12 protein-coding genes and 4 pseudogenes are annotated in these 16,104 nt (G+C 70.9%); 9 read left to right on the top strand and 7 right to left on the bottom strand.

Annotation, left to right across the window (positions count from 1 at the left end; all coding sequences use genetic code 11):
• Positions 1-125: 125 nt before the first annotated feature.
• Positions 126-932 (bottom strand): SDR family oxidoreductase, encoded by an 807-nt coding sequence (locus QC282_RS13925; protein ID WP_279549631.1) that lies wholly within the window; start codon positions 930-932, stop codon positions 126-128.
• Positions 933-1,139: 207 nt separating this feature from the next.
• On the opposite strand from QC282_RS13925, the gene QC282_RS13920 reads away from it, so the two are divergent.
• The 5 genes and pseudogenes from QC282_RS13920 (at position 1,140) to QC282_RS13900 (ending at position 4,865) form a co-directional block, all read left to right on the top strand.
• Complete coding sequence (locus QC282_RS13920) at positions 1,140-1,556, top strand: CBS domain-containing protein (protein WP_189232012.1); 417 nt, start codon at positions 1,140-1,142, stop codon at positions 1,554-1,556.
• A 122-nt stretch (positions 1,557-1,678) separates the two neighbouring features.
• Positions 1,679-1,864, top strand: a pseudogene (locus QC282_RS13915) (DUF5133 domain-containing protein); the annotation flags it as partial.
• A gap of 336 nt (positions 1,865-2,200) precedes the next feature.
• A pseudogene (locus QC282_RS13910) lies at positions 2,201-2,839 on the top strand (hypothetical protein); the annotation flags it as partial.
• 411 nt (positions 2,840-3,250) lie between these two features.
• Positions 3,251-3,591 (top strand): annotated as a pseudogene (locus tag QC282_RS13905) (plasmid stabilization protein).
• A 47-nt stretch (positions 3,592-3,638) separates the two neighbouring features.
• On the top strand, positions 3,639-4,865 hold the full coding sequence (locus QC282_RS13900) for an IS30 family transposase (RefSeq protein ID WP_279549630.1): 1,227 nt from the start codon (positions 3,639-3,641) through the stop codon (positions 4,863-4,865).
• Positions 4,866-4,926: 61 nt separating this feature from the next.
• On the opposite strand, the gene QC282_RS13895 is transcribed toward QC282_RS13900, so the two are convergent.
• Both QC282_RS13895 and QC282_RS13890 read right to left on the bottom strand, forming a co-directional pair.
• A complete protein-coding gene (locus QC282_RS13895) occupies positions 4,927-5,652 on the bottom strand; it encodes a GAF and ANTAR domain-containing protein (protein ID WP_279549629.1) in 726 nt (241 codons plus the stop codon).
• A gap of 215 nt (positions 5,653-5,867) precedes the next feature.
• Entirely contained in the window at positions 5,868-7,073 is a 1,206-nt protein-coding gene (locus QC282_RS13890) for a PP2C family protein-serine/threonine phosphatase (RefSeq protein ID WP_279549628.1), read from the bottom strand.
• Between the two features lie 308 nt (positions 7,074-7,381).
• On the opposite strand from QC282_RS13890, the gene QC282_RS13885 reads away from it, so the two are divergent.
• A complete protein-coding gene (locus QC282_RS13885) occupies positions 7,382-7,792 on the top strand; it encodes a four-helix bundle copper-binding protein (protein WP_279549627.1) in 411 nt (136 codons plus the stop codon).
• A 66-nt stretch (positions 7,793-7,858) separates the two neighbouring features.
• On the opposite strand, the pseudogene QC282_RS13880 reads toward QC282_RS13885, so the two are convergent.
• A pseudogene (locus QC282_RS13880) lies at positions 7,859-9,317 on the bottom strand (aminotransferase class I/II-fold pyridoxal phosphate-dependent enzyme).
• Positions 9,318-9,511: 194 nt separating this feature from the next.
• On the opposite strand from QC282_RS13880, the gene QC282_RS13875 reads away from it, so the two are divergent.
• The gene (locus tag QC282_RS13875; RefSeq protein ID WP_279549626.1) at positions 9,512-10,708 is read left to right on the top strand and encodes an amidohydrolase; all 1,197 of its coding nucleotides are present in this window, start codon (positions 9,512-9,514) and stop codon (positions 10,706-10,708) included.
• A 241-nt stretch (positions 10,709-10,949) separates the two neighbouring features.
• On the opposite strand, the gene QC282_RS13870 is transcribed toward QC282_RS13875, so the two are convergent.
• The 3 genes from QC282_RS13870 to QC282_RS13860 all read right to left on the bottom strand — a co-directional run bounded on the left by QC282_RS13870 (position 10,950) and on the right by QC282_RS13860 (position 12,972).
• Complete coding sequence (locus QC282_RS13870) at positions 10,950-11,363, bottom strand: DUF2795 domain-containing protein (protein ID WP_279549625.1); 414 nt, start codon at positions 11,361-11,363, stop codon at positions 10,950-10,952.
• Between the two features lie 34 nt (positions 11,364-11,397).
• Positions 11,398-12,549, bottom strand: coding sequence for a Vms1/Ankzf1 family peptidyl-tRNA hydrolase (locus tag QC282_RS13865; RefSeq protein WP_279549624.1), 1,152 nt, complete (start codon positions 12,547-12,549; stop codon positions 11,398-11,400).
• Positions 12,550-12,777: 228 nt separating this feature from the next.
• Positions 12,778-12,972: a DUF2795 domain-containing protein gene (locus tag QC282_RS13860; protein WP_073935361.1), complete on the bottom strand. Its 195-nt coding sequence runs from the start codon at positions 12,970-12,972 to the stop codon at positions 12,778-12,780.
• A 352-nt stretch (positions 12,973-13,324) separates the two neighbouring features.
• Between QC282_RS13860 and QC282_RS13855 the strand changes: the two genes are divergently transcribed.
• Entirely contained in the window at positions 13,325-14,287 is a 963-nt protein-coding gene (locus QC282_RS13855) for an NAD-dependent epimerase/dehydratase family protein (RefSeq protein WP_279549623.1), read from the top strand.
• Positions 14,288-14,469: 182 nt separating this feature from the next.
• Positions 14,470-16,104: a carbamoyltransferase C-terminal domain-containing protein gene (locus QC282_RS13850; protein ID WP_107479326.1), complete on the top strand. Its 1,635-nt coding sequence runs from the start codon at positions 14,470-14,472 to the stop codon at positions 16,102-16,104.

The following is a 16,104-nucleotide window of genomic DNA, read 5'->3' as shown; positions in this document are numbered from 1 at the left end:
ACCGCCGACGTCGCCCTACCCGCCCGTCAGAGGCCGGTGCTCTCCCGTCAGGCAACGGAAGCCAGGGGGACTCGGCGCCGACGGAGCAGATACCTCGGGCGGGCGCGGCGACGCCCGTCCGCCCCTCAGGAGGGCTGTTCGGGGGCCTTGCCGGTTCCCGGTTTCGCCAGTCGCCGGTGGGCCGCCGCCTTGACCCCGTCGGGCAGCACTTTTCCCGCCAGCCCTTGTACTTTGGTCTTCAAGGACCCGGCCACGGCCTTCGTCTCACCCGTCACGATTGCTTCGAACGCCTGCTCGGCCACCTGTGCCGGATCGTCTTTCTTCATGGTGCCGATCCGCGTGTCGTCCGCCATGCCCGCCCGGTCGAAGAAGGCCGTATCCGTCGGTCCCGGCATGACGGCGGTCACCGTCACACCGGTGTCCTTCACCTCCTCCACCAGTGCCTGGGCGAAGGACTGCACGAACGACTTGGACGCGTTGTACACGGGCTGGAAGGAACCGGGCATCGTCGAGGCGACGGACGAGGTGAAGGCGAGCCGTCCCGCTCCTCGCGCCACCATGGCCCGCAGGAGCGGCTTGGCCAGCCGCACGGTCGCGGTGACATTGAGGTCGATGACCTCCTGATCGTCGGCGAGATCGGTGTCCACGAAGGCGCCGCCCCGGCCCACCCCGGCGTTGAGGACGGCGACGTCGACGGTCAGTCCGTCGACCGCGTCGAGGAGGCGGAAGCGCCCCTCGCCGGTCCGGAGATCGGCGCGCACCGCGCGGACCTCCGCTCCCGACTCCCGCAGGTCCTGGGCGGCGGACTCCAGCGCTTCGTCCTCGGCGTTCACCACCAGGTCGTAGCCGTGGTGCGCGAACTGCCGGGCCAGTTCATGGCCGATTCCGCTGGACGCGCCGGTGATCAGGGCGAGTGGCCGTGTGTCAGTCATGACGGACGGGTAACCGCCGCGCCCCGTGCCACGCCTTGGGGGACGGTCGCACGACCGTCACTCGCAGGCTGCGCACGCACGCGGTGAGCGGAAGAGCAGGAAAGTGCCCGTTACCAGCCCTGGCACTCGGGAACACAGGTCGCATCAGTTCAACCGCCGCCCCTCCCTCCCGCGCGCGGGAGGCGGCACACCGAAGAAGAGGAGTCCATGACCAAGGCGCGAGACATCATGACCGGCGGAGCCGAATGCGTCGGTGCCGAAGAGACGGTGCTGGACGCGGCCCGCAAAATGAAGGACCTCGGGGTCGGCGCCCTGCCGATCTGCGGCACCGACAACAAACTGAAGGGTGTCCTGACCGACCGGGACATCGTGGTGAAGGTCCTGGGTGCCGGCAAGGACCCGGCCACCTGTCCGGCCGGGGAACTGGCCCAGGGTGAGGCCGTCACCATCGGTGCCGACGACGACGTGCAGGAGATCCTGCGCACCATGTCCGCTCACAAGGTGCGCCGCCTGCCGGTGATCGACGGGCATGACCTGGTCGGCATGGTCGCCCAGGCCGATGTCGCCCGCTCCCTGCCCGACCCCCAGGTCGGTGATCTGCTGCAGGCGCTGTCCACCGACTGACGTCGCCCCTGTCCCGAGCCCCGGCCCCTTGTCCCACAAGACGTGAGACTGCGGGCCGGGGCTCGGGGCACCCAGGTCCGTGTGCGACCCGAGCGAGTGGCGGCGACCAAGGGAGACCCCCGATGCTGATGGCCCACCCGGCCGTGTTGAAGAACCTGGTCGAGCAGTACGAGGCGCTGCGCGCGCTGCACGCCGAGAGCGGCGGTGAGGAAGCCCGGCGGCGCCTGGACGACGTCAGCTACACCCTGTGCGTGTCCACCGGTACGCGTGACATCGCCTCCGCCCTCATCGCGGCGCGCCACCAGATGTCTGGGCCCAGTGGGCGGACAAGACGCCTCTCACAGGCTGAGAGCCTGATCCGGCCGCGAGCCGTCGACGGGCCACTCCTGGTCCGGCGGCCTCACGCCGGCGTGATCGACGACGGCGGATCACCCGGTCCCCGATGCGCTCGCCCTTCACGGCTGTAGAAAGCCTCTCGAGCACTTGCACAGGCGTACGAGGACCGTCGCCGGTTACTCACCACACATGCGACTCGGGGTGGTGGAGATGGGATCGGACACGGTGCGGCTGGTCGTCGCCCACGGACGCGGTGGCGTTCCGCTGCCGTTGCACAGCAGTAAGCGGCGACTGCGGCTCGCGGAGAAGTGCACCGGCGACGGCCGACTCGCCTCGGACGTCGTGGAACAGCTCGTGGAAACGATCATCGGGATGCGCCGGGAGGCCGCCTACTGGGAGTGGCCGAACCGCTCGCCGTGGCGACCGCCGCCGTCCGGGACGCTACCAACCAGCAGTGTGTCCTGGCCGAGGTACGCGCGCGCACCGGCCTGGGCGTGCATGTCCTTTCCGGCGACTTGGCCGCGCGCGACTGGATCGGCCTGCGAGCCGGGCCCATAGTTCTGCTCGACATCGGCGGCGGCTCTCTCGAAATAGCCTCCGGCCGGGGACGTACTCCTGACTTCGCCGTTTCCCTGCCGCTCGGTGTCGCCCGCCTGACACGGGAGCATCTGGATCAAGACGCCACCCCGACACCCGAACAGCTCAGCAGGATACGGCGTCACGTCCGTCACGAGCTGCGCGACGTCACCGCCCGGATGCAGTGGGAGGGGCCGCGCACCGCCGTGGCGACCTCACGCACCTTTCACAAGCTCGGCAAGCTGTGCGGGACGGCTACTGGCGGGCAAGAAACCTTGGTTCCGGACCAGTTGGACCGGCACGATCTCAAGGCCGGTCTGCGGCGCCTGGCCGAGCTGCCCGCGCCCGCACGGGCCGAACTGCCAGGTATCTCCTCCACCCGCACACGCCAGTGCCTGACCGGTGCGATCATCGCGCACGCCGCCATGCGGTGCTCGGCATCGCTCACGTCACCCTCTCCCCATGGGCCTTGCGAGAAGGCGTCCTGCTCACCCAACTGCAGGAACGACGCGTCCCGCGCGAGCGTCTCGGCCAAAAGCCGGCACCACTTGGTGAGGCACAAGCCGGTCGCCTCCCCACCGAGGCCGGCTGAAGTGACGCGGCATCCCGGCGCTTCGCATCACCTGGAGGTCACCGGGAGTGAACATCAGCGGATCAACGTTCGCGCGGTGCCATCGGGAGGGCCCGCCGTCAAGGCCGTTTGGCCGCCGCAACGCGGGCAGCCCGTTCCGGCACTCATCAAGCCGGGACGTGCGAACGGCCGACAGCAGGAGGAGACGATCATGCCTGCAGGCTCCAGTCCCAAGCGGGAGCGTCAGTACGAGCACATCAAGGACAGCGCCGAGGACCGCGGGGCGTCCAAAGGCCGGGCCAAGGAAATCGCCGCCCGAACCGTGAACAAGGAGCGTGCACAGTCCGGCGAGGCGAAGCTCGCCAGCCGTAGCTCCACGAAGGGCAAGTCACCGTCCCAACGCGCCGGCGAGAAGTCCGGTTCCTCGCGCGGCGGAGCTCAGGCGGTGGCCCGACGCGGGACCAGCTGTACCAGGAGGCGAAGAAGAAGGGCGTCGAGGGCAGGTCCACGATGAACAAGGACCAGCTCGCCAGGGCCCTCGGCCGGAACTGACCCTTCCGTGCTAGTGGTCGTCGCAACACCCCAGTTCAGGGGATGCGATGGACTTCGAGATTCGGAAGGTGCGGAGCCCTCAGGGCCGCAAGAAGCTGTCCGCTGAGCGAGCTGCATACTTCCAGCTCATGCAGCAGGGCGTGAGCAACGAGGACGCGTGCCGGATCGTCGGGGTGAACTCGAAGACCGGCAGGCGCTGGCGCAACGGACGCAGACCGTCCGGCCGAAACAAGGCGGCGCCACCGGTTCGTCCGGTGGCGCCGCCTTCGGTTTCCTCGCAGCGGTGCCTGAGCCAGGACGAGCGGCTCTACATCGCTGACCGAGTACGGGAGAAAGCACCGATCAGGGCCATCGCCGCCGAGCTGGGCCGCAGCCCGTCCACCATCAGCCGCGAGATCCGCCGCAACCGCACCACGGGCACCACCGGTCAGTGGCACTACCGGCCCTACGCCGCTCGGGCCCGCGCGGACAGCCGCCGCCCCCGCCCCAAGCCGCGGAAGATCCACCGGATTCCTGAGCTGCGGGACTTCGTCCAGGCCGGCCTGGACCGCCGGTGGAGCCCGCAACAGATATGCCACGCTCTGAAGGCACAGTTTCCCGACCGGCCGGAGTTGCACGTGGCCCACGAGACGGTCTACCAGGCCCTCTACGTCCAGGGCCGCGGGGAACTGCGCCGTGAGCTGGCCAGCGCACTGCGCTCGGGACGCACCCGCCGCAAGCCCCGGCGGCAGACCCGCAGCCGGCAGCCCCGCTCCCGGGACCCCGTGGTCATGATCAGTGAACGTCCCGCCGAGGCCGAAGACCGGGCCGTGCCCGGCCACTGGGAAGGCGACCTGATCATCGGCAAGGACGGCACCTCGGCCATCGGCACTCTCGTCGAACGTGCCACCCGCTACGTGATGCTCCTGCACCTGCCTGACGGCCGCAGCGCCGAACACGTCCGGGACGCTCTGGTGGACACCGTCCGGACGCTGCCCGGGCACCTGGTCCGCTCGCTCACCCGGGATCAGGGCGCCGAGATGGCCACCCACAAGAGCTTCAGCATCGCCACCGACGTCCCGGTCTACCTCTGTGACCCGGCCAGTCCCTGGCAGCGTGGCTCGAACGAGAACACCAACGGTCTGCTGCGGCAGTACTTCCCCAAGGGCACCGATCTGTCGATCCACACCGGCGAGCACCTGGCGGCCGTCGCCGCGGAACTCAACGGCCGCCCACGCAAAACGCTCGGCCGGGAAACCCCAGCCGAGCGCCTGCATAAACTGCTCACGGCCTGATCAACACGACCACGTGTTGCGACGACCCCTAGAAACCGCCACCCTTTCCCCCGGGCCTCTTTCAGCCGCGGCGCCTGAAGCCAGGGTCCACGGGAGGGCGCCCGGTGACACTGGTGACCAACTGGACACACACGTCCCGGAGTTTGACGTTGCGGTGCTGGGAGGCGGAACGCAGGATGCCGAACGCTTCGTCGGCGGTGCAGTGGCGCTGGCCCATGATGATGCCGAGCGCTTGGTCGATGACGCTGCGCGACCGCATGGCGGTCTGCATCTGGTCGGCGGACTCCTGGGCGTCACTGATCCGCTGGGACAGGGCGATGCCCTCGCTCGCCTGAAGGGCAAGGGCGCGCAGAGCTGCGAGGTCGGTGTCGGCGAACGCGTCGGGCGGGTCGGCGTAGAGGTTGAGCGCGCCCGCGGTGTCGGTGTGGGCGGCGATTGGCAGGGAGAGGGAGGAGCGAACACCGCAGGAGGCGGCATAGGCGGGATAGTCGCCCCACCGGGTCTCGTCCAGCATGTCCCCGACGGTGATTTCCTTACCGCTGCGCAGGGCCTGAAGGCAGGGGCCGTTGTCCTGACCGTACTGTTTCTCGTCGAGCTTGGGGGCCGCGATTCCCGCGCTGACCACCGTGAGGGGCCGGCCGTCCCGCTCCAGCGTCACTCCAATGCCTTCGCAGGGAACCAGTTCCAGGGCGGTGTCGGCCAGGGTCTGGAGGAAGTCCTCCACGGACTCGGTTTCCAGCAGCCACCGGGTGATGTGGCCGCTGTCGTACGGGCCCTCGGCGTTCATCTGGTATCCCTTCGCGGTGATCCGGGAGCTGAGCCTCGGTCGCAGATCGGTCGTTCGCTGTGTCACCAGGGCCGACGGACTCCAGATCCGCAAGGGACTCCGATGCGGCCACCGACCGGCATGAGTCGTGGCCGTAGGGCATGGCGTTCGCATTCCCACGCTACTCCCCCGTCACCACCACCCCGGTGGCGGCTGCCGTGGCACCGGGCGGTCGCTCACACGGCGGCGCCCTGGCTCCCGGGGCCGTGCCATGCGCAGCACAGGACGGTGGCGTCGTCGTCCAGCACACCGTCGTGGTAGTCGAGGACCGAGTGGACCAGGCGGCGAAGGGTTTCGGGAAGCGAGACCTCGTCCGCGTGATGGCGGACGAGGAAGTCGACGAAACGGTCGAGTCCGAACATGCGCCCCTTGGCGTCGCGGGCTTCGGTGATGCCGTCGGTGTGGAACAGCAGCCGGTCACCGGGTTCCAGCTGCTCCCGGCAGACGGTGGGGGTCAGGCCGAGGTCGGTACCCAGAGGATGCGTGGGCGGGCACTTCAGGATGGTGGTCCAGCGGCCGCCCCGGATCAGCACCGGTGGCGGGTGACCGTAGTTGACCCAGCTCAGATGTCCGGTGTCGAGGTCGAGGTCGGCGATGACGCCGGTGGCGTAGCGGGCACGGTGGAACTGCTCCATGAGCGCCGCTTCGATGGCGGTGCCGGTCTCGGCGAGGCCGGCGCCCCGACGGCGGTGGCTGCGACAGGTGGCGACGGCCAGGTTCGCCGTCAGCCCGGCGGCCGTGTCGTGTCCCATGGCGTCGAACAGAGCCAGATGGACGGTTTGACCGGCCAGCGCGTAGTCGAAGGCGTCACCTGCCGTCTCGTAGGCCGGTTCCATGGCCGCGGCGATCGTTACCCTGCCGTTCGAGAACACCTGCGGCGGCATCAGGGTCCACTGCATCTCGGCCGAGGGGCTCATGGGCCGGGTGCGGGTCAGCCGGGCGTACGAGTCGCTGTAAGCGCGCTTGGACACCAGCAGCAGGCCCAGCAGGGAGGCCAGATCCTCCCTCGCCTTCCCGTCCGCTCCCCCGGCCGGTACGGCATCCACCCGCAGGACGCCCAGACGCTCGGTGCCGTCCAGTATTGGCACCCAGTGCCGTCCCCGGCCGTCGGACACGGCACCGCCCAGACCCTGCTGGAAGGCCCTGCCCGCGAGGGTGGCGTCGATGCGCAGCTCCTCGCCCCCGTGCCCGGCGTCCAGACCGCGGCCGGTCAGTTCACGCAGCACGTCCTGCTGCAGGTCGGCCAGGAAGATGCCGACCCTGCCCAGGCCCGCCCGGGTGGCGTGGGCGGCCACCAGGGCGGGCAGGTCCTCGAACGTCGACAGGTGACTGGCCCGGGTCAGGGCGGTCAGTATGCGGGCCGGGTCCTCGTACGCCGCCACGGTCGATTCCCCTCAAAAGGGGACTGCCCGCGTCCGTCCGTCGCCCTCGTCGGGGGCCTGGGCCTGCTGGTGGCTGATGAAGACGGGAAGCCCGGAACACCTTGTCCCCGTCAGCCTACTGCAGGCGACAGCGCATACCTGGTGAGGACAGGTGGCGCCCGTTCCCGAGGTCGGCCTTCGCGAACTGGGGCTCGCCGCCATGGGCGCCTTCGCGTCCGGGCGGGTTTCCCCACCGTCGTTCGGTGTTACGCGTCAAGGGTCGGGGCTCATTCGGGTTCCCACTGCCACCGCACTTACTGGAGACTCACATGAACGTTGCTGTCCGGGACATGCTCGCCGCTTACCCTGCCGACCTGGGCGGTGTGGACCGTGAGAAGCTCGCCCGCTGCATCGAGGAGTGCGTCGCCTGCGCTCAAGCGTGCACGGCGTGCGCGGACGCGTGTCTGTCGGAGGAAATGGTCGCCGAACTGACCAAGTGCATCAGGACCGACGCCGACTGCGCCGACATCTGCGCCGCCACGGCCGCCGTCCTCTCCCGCCACACGGGTTACGACGCCAACGTCACCCGGGCCGTCCTGACGGCGTGCGCCACCGTCTGCAAAGCCTGCGGTGACGAGTGCGCGAGCCACGCCGAGCAGCACGAGCACTGCCGCGTCTGCGCCGAGGCGTGCCGCCGCTGCGAGGAGGCGTGCAACGACCTGCTCGCCTCCCTGGGCTGACGCCCGCGCACCCGAGCCTTTCGCGCGGCCGGGTGGTGGGCAGGCGCCGTCTTCGATCAACCGTCGTCAGTCCCGCGCCACCACGCGGAGCGTCTTGAGCGAAGGGTCGGCCGCGTCCGGACTCCCCATGCTCGACACCGCTGCGCAGGTAGTCCAACACCTCGTCGGTGATGACTTCACCGGGAGCGACGACGGGCACCCCCGGCGGGTACGGGCTGATCATCTCCGCGGCGATCCGTCCCGCCGCGCGCTCGGCGGGCACGTGCTCCACCGGGGCGAAGAACGCCTCCCGCGGCAGCATCGCCTGCTCCAGTTCCAGGGATGAGGGCTCGGGCAGGCGCACCGGCGGCTGCTTCTCGATGGAGTCGGCGCCCTCGACCAGGGCGCGCAGGGCGTCCAGCAGGACCTTCTCGGTCTCGTCGTCGTCGGCGTGCGTGATGGACGCGCTGATCCGGCAGGTGTCGGAGCCGCCGACGTCCACCCGCCGGTTCGCCCGCAGCCACTCGGCCGCCTGCATGCCGCTGATGCCCAGTTCCCGTACGTCGATCACCATTTTCAGCGGGTCGAACGCGGCGGCGAACCCTTCCTCGACGACCTCCCCGCCCATGGGCCGCAAGCCGGGCAGATCGCCGACGGCCGACCGGATGCGCTCCGCACGGTGCAGCGCGGCCTCCAGGAGATCGTGTCCGTGTTCGACCATCTGACGGCGCCAGCCGTCGAGGGTCGCGTAGACCAGGGAGGAGGCGCTGGTGGTGCCCAGCAGGTCCTCCCGCTGCTTGAGGGCCTCCGGCGACACCCGGTCGTACTGGAGGTGGAAGACGGAGCTCTGCTCGATGGCCCCGCCCATCTTGTGGACGCTGGTGACCACCAGGTCGGCCTCGGCGTCCATGCCCCAGGCCGGCAGCCCGGGATGGAACGGAAGGTGGGCCCCCCACGCCTCGTCGACAATCAGCGGGACGTCGAACTCGTGGCAGACCCGGGCCACGCCCGCCACATCCGCACAGGTGCCCCAGTCGGTGGGAGTGATCAGCAGCATGCCCTTCGCGTCCGGGTGCTCCTCAAGGCGGCGCCGGACGTCCTCGGGCTCCGGCGGGTGTGCCAGGTGCCGTTCGGCGTCGAACTTCGGGTGCACCCAGATCGGCTCCACACCGTTGACGACGACGGCCGCGATCACCGACTTGTGCGCGTTGCGGGACAACAGCAGTTTCTCGCCGGGGCCGGCCACGGCCAACATGGCGGTCTTGACCGACAGGGAGCTGCCACAGGTGGAGAAGGACGCCTGTTCGGCCCCTACCGCGTCGGCCATCAGTTCCTGGGCCTGACCGAGCACTCCTTGGGACTGACGGCGGTCGTCCAATCCGTTGAGGGACAGTACGTCCGACCGGAACACGTCGAGCCCGACGATGTCCGCCACCCGCGGGTCCACGCCTCGGCCCTGCTTGTGCCCCGGCGGGCCGAAGACCACGTCCCCACGACGCCGGAACTCCTCGAGCGCCTCCAGCACGGGTACCCGCGAGTGATCCATCGTTCCTCCCAGCGGTCGTCCTCCGCCGGCCGTTTCCGGCACGGCGTCGTCGCTCCGCGTCGTTCGAGAGCGCACCGGACGTGTTGCACCGATGTCCCGGATTGAAACCCGGAGGTGTGCCGACGCCCGGTTGACGGCACCCGAGGGTGCACGACGCGAAGACCGACGACCGCACCCTGATCCGAGGAGGCCAGGTGACCCGTACGCCTTCCGGCGACGCTGTGCATGCCGACGTCCACGAGAGACTGCGCGCGGAGGTCGCGAAACGGGCGCATCTTGTCTGGGAGACCGCCCTGGAGCTGCATGCTCACCCCGAGCACGCCTTCTCCGAGCACCGGGCCGCGGCGCTGCTGACGGATGCGCTGGAGAGCGCCGGTTTCGAGGTCGAGCGCGGGGCGGCCGGAATGCCCACCGCGTTCACCGCCCGCTCGGGCCACGGCCGCCCCGCCGTGGCACTGCTGCTGGAGTACGACGCCCTGCCTGGCCTCGGCCACGCCTGCGGGCACAACCTCATCGCAGCCGCCGGTCTGGGAACGGCGCTCGCGCTGGACACGGTGCTGGACGCCTCGGCCGGACGGGTGATGGCGGTCGGGACGCCGGCAGAGGAGGGCGGGGGCGGAAAGGTCCTGGAGGTGGAGGCCGGCGTGTTCGACGACGTCGACGCCGCGCTGATGTTCCACCCGGGCGTGTACGACTGGACGCGGGCCCCGCTGACCGCGCAGGTGCAGTACCGGGTGGCCTTCCACGGCCGCGCCGCGCACCCCACCGGCAACCCGACCGAGGGCGTCGACGCTCTCCTGGCGCTGGTCGAGCTGTTCAACGTCCTGACCGCCCTGGGCAGGCGTCTGCCGGCGGCCTCCCACATCCAGGGAATCGTCACCGACGGAGGCAAGGCCACCAACATCGTCCCTGAGTACGCGGAGGGGCTGTTCGGCCTGCGCGCGGCGACGAACGAGGAGTTGGAGGACCTGACCGGGCAGTTGCGCGCCGCCGCCGAGGGCGTCGCCCACGCCACAGGCACTCGTGTCGAGGTGGAACGGGCCACGCTCCGCTACGAGCACTTCCGTGACAGCGGCCCGCTGTCCGAGACGTTCACCGAACGCCTGTCCGAGGCGGGGATCGAGCTGACGCCGCCCGCACCGGGCGTCTACCTGGGGTCGTCGGACATCGGCAACGTCAGTACACGCGTGCCCGCCATCCACCCTTTCGTCGCCATCATGAATGACGGGTCCGACCACACCCCCGAGTTCGCCGCGGCAGCCGCCTCTCCGCGGGCCCGCGACGTGCTCGTCGCCGTCACCGGCGCGCTGGCCTGCACGGCCGCGGACCTGCTCCTCGACGCGGACTTGCGCGAGAAGGCGTGGGAACTGCACCGGCAGGCGGGACGCTGAGCCATGTCCGCCACAGCCATCTCCATAGAGTCCACCGGTGGAACGCAGGATGACCTGGGCTTCGTGGCACGGCAGCCATCTGCCAAAAACCCCGGACCGAGGGAAGTTTGCGGTGCAAGCTAAGCCGAGACACCACCAAGCGTCGGCACCGCGGGGGCCTGGCTGTACCACTTCTTTCTCGGCGTCTCAGCTCCCGTGCGTGACCCGCGCCGCGCGGGAGCCGTCCGCCGGCTTCTCGTCGTCACCGTGTGGGTCGGTGGCCGAGTGCCTCGACGATCTCGGTCACGTTGGTGTACGTGCCATCGTCCTCCGGGAGGTCCCGCGCCGCCTCCAGCACCGGGTCCGGTGCGTGGTGTGCTTCAAGGGCCTCCAGCACCGACCGCCGGTCGGCGGGGAAGACCGTGCGGTCCAGGTGGCGTGCCAGTTCGAGACGCAGGGAATCCGCCTCCGCCTCGGCGCGCGCCCGGTCGCGTTCCTCGCCTGGAGGGGGAACCGGTCCGCCCGGGTCCACCCGGATGTCATCGTCCGCCGGCGGCTCCGGGGCGCTCGCTTCCTCCACGTGGGTCGGCCGGCCGGAACGCAGGTGTCCTTCCAGCTCGTGCTTCATCTCGTCGTCGGTACGCGGACTGATCGGGTTGCTGCCTCGTTCCGTCATGTCTCCACACCTCGCATTCTCGGCTGTGTCGCCGTCACGCCGGAGTCGTCTCGTAGGTCCAGCGCAGAAGAGCGCCCAGGCCGCCCGTAGGAATGTCCCTGGTTTCCGTGTCGTCCTCGTCCGCCGGGGGGACGACCAGTACGTCGGCGGCCGTGACGGCGGCTGCGCGTAGCAACGCGTCGTCCGCGCGTACTGCCGTCGGATCGCTCACCCCCAGCGTCCGGGCGTCGCTCCGGCGCGCCGCGACCTGGTCGGGCCGGGCGCCCACCCACGTCTCACGGTCCAGCTCCGGTCCGTCGGGCCGGACGAGCAGCGTGTCGATGCGGTGTTCCCGGGCCGCTTCCACCAGCGCCGGGATGCCTTCCACCGCCTCCGTGGGCCGGTCGGTGCCCACGCGGCCGGCACGGAAGCGGTCGAGCGCCTCCTCGACACGGTGACGCGTGTACCGCCGCCGGGCCTCCTCGATGGCCTCCTCCAGCGCAGCGGAGGCCGACCCCGCGGCGCGACCGCCGTGTTCGGTCTCCGTTGTGACCCGGCGGACCGCTTCGGGGAGCCTCTCGTGCACGGCCGGCCGCTCGCGGGGGTCACCGGCCAGGACGACCAGGTCGGCTCCGGATTCCTCGTAGACCGCACTCAGCGCTTCGGCGATCTCACCGGCGTTGCGCTCCCAGGTGTTCTCGACCTTGAGCTGGAAGTGCCGCTCGGACCAGTCGGACGAAGCCGTGCGATGCACGGGGTGCTGCTGCCCCTCGACCTGTCCCGCGGACCGCGGGCCGGCCGCCCCGCGCAGCTCGAAGTCGGCACCCGTCCGGTCGATGTACGCCACGAGGCAGACCGGGTCCTGACCCGCCAGTTCCAGCAGCGGCGTCAGCCGGGGCAGCGAGGCCCAGGAGGCGATCGGCCGCTGCGGCGGGCGGGAGAGCCGGTGGCTGAGCACCACCTCGCCCCCGGCCGCGAAGACCACTCGGCCCGCCGGGTCCTCCGCGGGTTCGATCCGCAGGAGGGCGTCGCGCACCGCTTCCGTCGTCGCGGCGTCGGCACCCTCCTCCTCGAGCGTCCGGCACGCTTCGCGCACGGACAGTTCACGCCGCTTGGCACCCGACTCGTCGTTCTGGGCGGGGTCGAAGTACACGGTGGCCCACGGGCCCGGGCGGTCGAAGAGCGGTTGCAGGAAAGACAGCTGCACTTTTCCTCCTTCGGTCCGTTGCCGGGCCGGGTGCCCGAAGCAGGGCGAGAGACACACGACGAACCCGGCACGCGGGTCTCATCCCGCGTGGTCCGGCTACGGCCCACCGTCGGTGCCCTCGGAGCGGCGGACCGTCTCTCCGCCCGGCTGCGCCGGCCCGCCGGCCCTCATCCCATCCTTCGAGGGGGTCGGCGGCCCACCACCGGCGTCCTCGACAGCCGTTCGGGCTTATTCGTTCCCGAATACGGCCTTCTGGACATCGTTCGGGCCGTCGAACTCGTCCGCGGGGGCATCGCCGAGCTTCTCCACGAGGGTGTCGTCCGCACCGTTGTCCTTGGCCAGCGTGACCAGGTCGTCGCGGCTGGCAGGGTACTCGGCGCCCTTGAGTGCCTTCTGCAGGTCGATCGGGCTGATGCTCGCCATGGCGGTCTCCTCGCTGTCCTGACGGTCCTCCGGTAGGCCCGTCGTACCGGGTCGGCCGGCAGGTACATCGTGGCCACAGCAGAGGGGACGGCGCATGTCGGCCCGTCCGCCCCGGCGAAGTGGGCGACACCGTCCGTGGCATGGGTCGGCTCCGGTTCGGTGGAGGCCCCGGTCCGCCCGCAGACGCGCGGAGTCGTGCCGGCCGGTCGGCACGCTACGGACCCCGTGTGGTCGTTCAGGGGCCACCGAAGCGACGCGCGGTCACCGAGCCGGCACAACCGCACGCATGCGGCAACCCGATCCGGCTACTCACACCGACATCCGAGTCGACGCGAGAGCGAGGAGGGACCCCGTGAGCGGACACCCCTGGCGCAGGGCCCTGGTGACCGGCGGAGCGGGATTCGTCGGATCCCACCTGTGCGCACGGCTGGCCGAGGCTGGCAGTGAGGTCGTGTGCGTGGACAACCTGGTCACCGGATCCCGGGCCAACGTCTCCGAACTGGAGCGGTACCGCGGCTTCCGCTTCGTGTGCGCCGACGCCACCGCCCCCGACGCCCTCGCGGCTCTGCCCGGCAGGTTCGACCTGGTGCTGCACTTCGCCTGTCCCGCCTCGCCCGCCGACTACCTGCGGCTCCCCCTGGAGACCCTCGACGTCGGCAGCACCGGCACCCGCAACGCCCTGGAGCGGGCCCGCGCCGACGGCGCGCGCCTCGTCCTCGCTTCCACCTCCGAGGTGTACGGCGACCCGTTGGAGCACCCGCAGCGCGAGACGTACTGGGGCAACGTCAATCCCATCGGGCCGCGCAGCGTCTACGACGAGTCCAAGCGCTTCGCCGAGGCCCTGGTCACCGCCCACCGTCAGGTGCACGGCACCGACACCGCCATCGTGCGCATCTTCAACACCTACGGCCCCCGCATGCGCACCGGCGACGGCCGCGCGGTACCCACCTTCATCGCGCAGGCTCTGGACGGGATGCCGCTCACCGTCGCCGGCGATGGCAGCCAGACCCGCTCCCTGTGCTATGTCGACGACACCGTCACCGGCGTCCTCGCCCTGGCCGCCTCCCGCGAGACCGGCCCCGTGAACATCGGCGGCGGCGAGGAGATCACCGTGCTGGAACTGGCCCGCCGCATCGTCGAGCTCACCGGATCCGCCTCCCGGATCCGGTTCGTGGACCGCCCCGTGGACGATCCCGCCCGGCGCCGCCCCGACACCCGGCTCGCCCTCGAACGCCTGGGCTGGCGGCCCCGGACCGGCTGGAGCCAGGGCCTGGCCCTTACCGTCGACTGGTTCTCGCGCTCGATGGCTGCCTGAAGTAACGCTCGCCGTGTGAACGCAGCTCCGGTCCAAAGGAGGGTCCTGCGCCCGCACAGTCACGGAGAGGAACGAACGCGAGGGCTTCCGGGCGAGCTGCCTCCAAGTGTTTGAGATGACTGCGGTGCGGGACCCGCGAGGCCAGAGCGCCCCTGCATGCCGTCCGGGACGGAGCACCCTTCATGCGCATTCTTGGTATCAACGCCCTGTTCCACGATCCGGCCGCCGCCCTCGTCGTGGACGGACGTACGGTCGCGGCGGCCGAGGAGGAGCGCTTCAGCCGGCGCAAGCACGGCAAACGCCCGCTGCCGTTCTCGGCGTGGGAGTTGCCGGAGCTGTCCGCCCGCTGGTGCCTGGAACACGCCGGTGTCCGGCCGGAGGAGCTGGACGCGGTCACCTACTCCTACGACCCCGCGCTCGCCCGGCCCGCCGCCGACATGGACCTGGACGACCCCTTCGACCCGCTGCGCCAGGACTACGCCCGCCGCGCCCCCGAGTTCCTCGCCGAGGCCCTGCCCGGCCTCGACCCCGAGCGGGTCGTCTTCGTCCCCCATCACGTCGCGCACGCCGCCTCCGCGGGACGTGCCGCCCCGCATCCCGACAGCGCGGTCCTCGTCCTGGACGGGCGTGGTGAGTGCGCGTCCCACCTGGCCGGGCGCTACGACGACGGCAAGCTGGACACGCTCTTCACCCAGCCTCTGCCCGACTCCCTCGGCCTGCTCTATGAGGACCTGACCCAGCACCTCGGCTTCCTGCGCAGCAGTGACGAGTACAAGGTGATGGCGCTCGCCTCCTACGGCACCCCGCGCCACCTGGCCCGGCTGCGGCAGTACGTGCACGCCACGGGCGACGGCGGCTTCCGCGCCCACGGGGTCGACTGGGCCGCCCTGGCCCCTCCCCGTGCCAAGGGCGAACCGTGGACCCGGGAGCACGCCGACCTGGCCGCGAGCACGCAGGCCGTCCTGGAGGAGGTCCTCCTCGAACTCGTGCACTGGCTGCACCGCGAGGCCGGCGGTGAGACCCTCGCCCTGGCCGGCGGCGTCGCGCTGAACTGCGTCGCCAACTCGAAGATCGCAACGAAGGGCCCGTACCGGAACGTGTGGGTGCAGCCCGCCGCCGGGGACGCCGGCACCGCGCTCGGCGGCGCCCTGCACCTGGCCGAGAACCCGGAGCCGATGTCCGGCGCCGCCCTCGGCCGCGGCTGGAGCGACCAGGAGATCCGCGCCTGGCTCCAGGAGGCGGGGGTCCCGTTCGAGGAGCCGGCCGACATCGCCGAGACCGTCGCCGGGGAACTGGCCCGGGACGGCGTCGTCGCCTGGTTCCAGGGCCGCAGCGAGTACGGGCCGCGCGCTCTCGGGCACCGCTCCCTGCTGGCCCACCCGGGCCGGGCGGAGAACCTGGAACGGCTGAACCGGGTCAAGGGGCGTGAGGAGTTCCGGCCCGTCGCGCCCATGGTGCTCACCGAACGCGCCCACGAGATCTTCTCCGGTGGCCCGCTGCCCAGCCCGTACATGCTGTTCGTGCACGACGTCGCCGCGGAGTGGCGTGAGCGCATCCCGGCCGTGGTGCACGTGGACGGCACCGCCCGCATCCAGACCGTCGACGCCTCTCAGGAGCCGCTCGTGGCGCGCATGCTGACCGCGTTCGAGCAGCGCACCGGGGTGCCCGTCGTGGTCAACACCAGCCTCAACACCGCCGGCCGGCCCATGGTCGACGATCCGCGCGACGCCCTGGAGTGCTTCGGCTCAGCACCGGTGGACCTGCTGGCGATCGGGCCGTACGCGGTGCGCCGGGGCGCGATGTTCGGGAGGGCCTGA

The sequence above is a fragment of the Streptomyces sp. DH24 genome (genome assembly GCF_029813775.1).
GTDB lineage: Bacteria > Actinomycetota > Actinomycetes > Streptomycetales > Streptomycetaceae > Streptomyces.
This window is presented reverse-complemented; position numbering and strand designations above follow the sequence as displayed.

Excerpts from the sequence above, each read along its gene's own strand:
- QC282_RS13925 (WP_279549631.1), bottom strand. The coding sequence starts at position 932 with ATGACTGACACACGGCCACTCGCCCTGATCACCGGCGCGTCCAGCGGA.
- QC282_RS13920 (WP_189232012.1), top strand. The coding sequence starts at position 1,140 with ATGACCAAGGCGCGAGACATCATGACCGGCGGAGCCGAATGCGTCGGT.
- QC282_RS13900 (WP_279549630.1), top strand. The coding sequence starts at position 3,639 with ATGGACTTCGAGATTCGGAAGGTGCGGAGCCCTCAGGGCCGCAAGAAG.
- QC282_RS13895 (WP_279549629.1), bottom strand. The coding sequence starts at position 5,652 with ATGAACGCCGAGGGCCCGTACGACAGCGGCCACATCACCCGGTGGCTG.
- QC282_RS13885 (WP_279549627.1), top strand. The coding sequence starts at position 7,382 with ATGAACGTTGCTGTCCGGGACATGCTCGCCGCTTACCCTGCCGACCTG.
- QC282_RS13870 (WP_279549625.1), bottom strand. The coding sequence starts at position 11,363 with ATGACGGAACGAGGCAGCAACCCGATCAGTCCGCGTACCGACGACGAG.
- QC282_RS13860 (WP_073935361.1), bottom strand. The coding sequence starts at position 12,972 with ATGGCGAGCATCAGCCCGATCGACCTGCAGAAGGCACTCAAGGGCGCC.
- QC282_RS13850 (WP_107479326.1), top strand. The coding sequence starts at position 14,470 with ATGCGCATTCTTGGTATCAACGCCCTGTTCCACGATCCGGCCGCCGCC.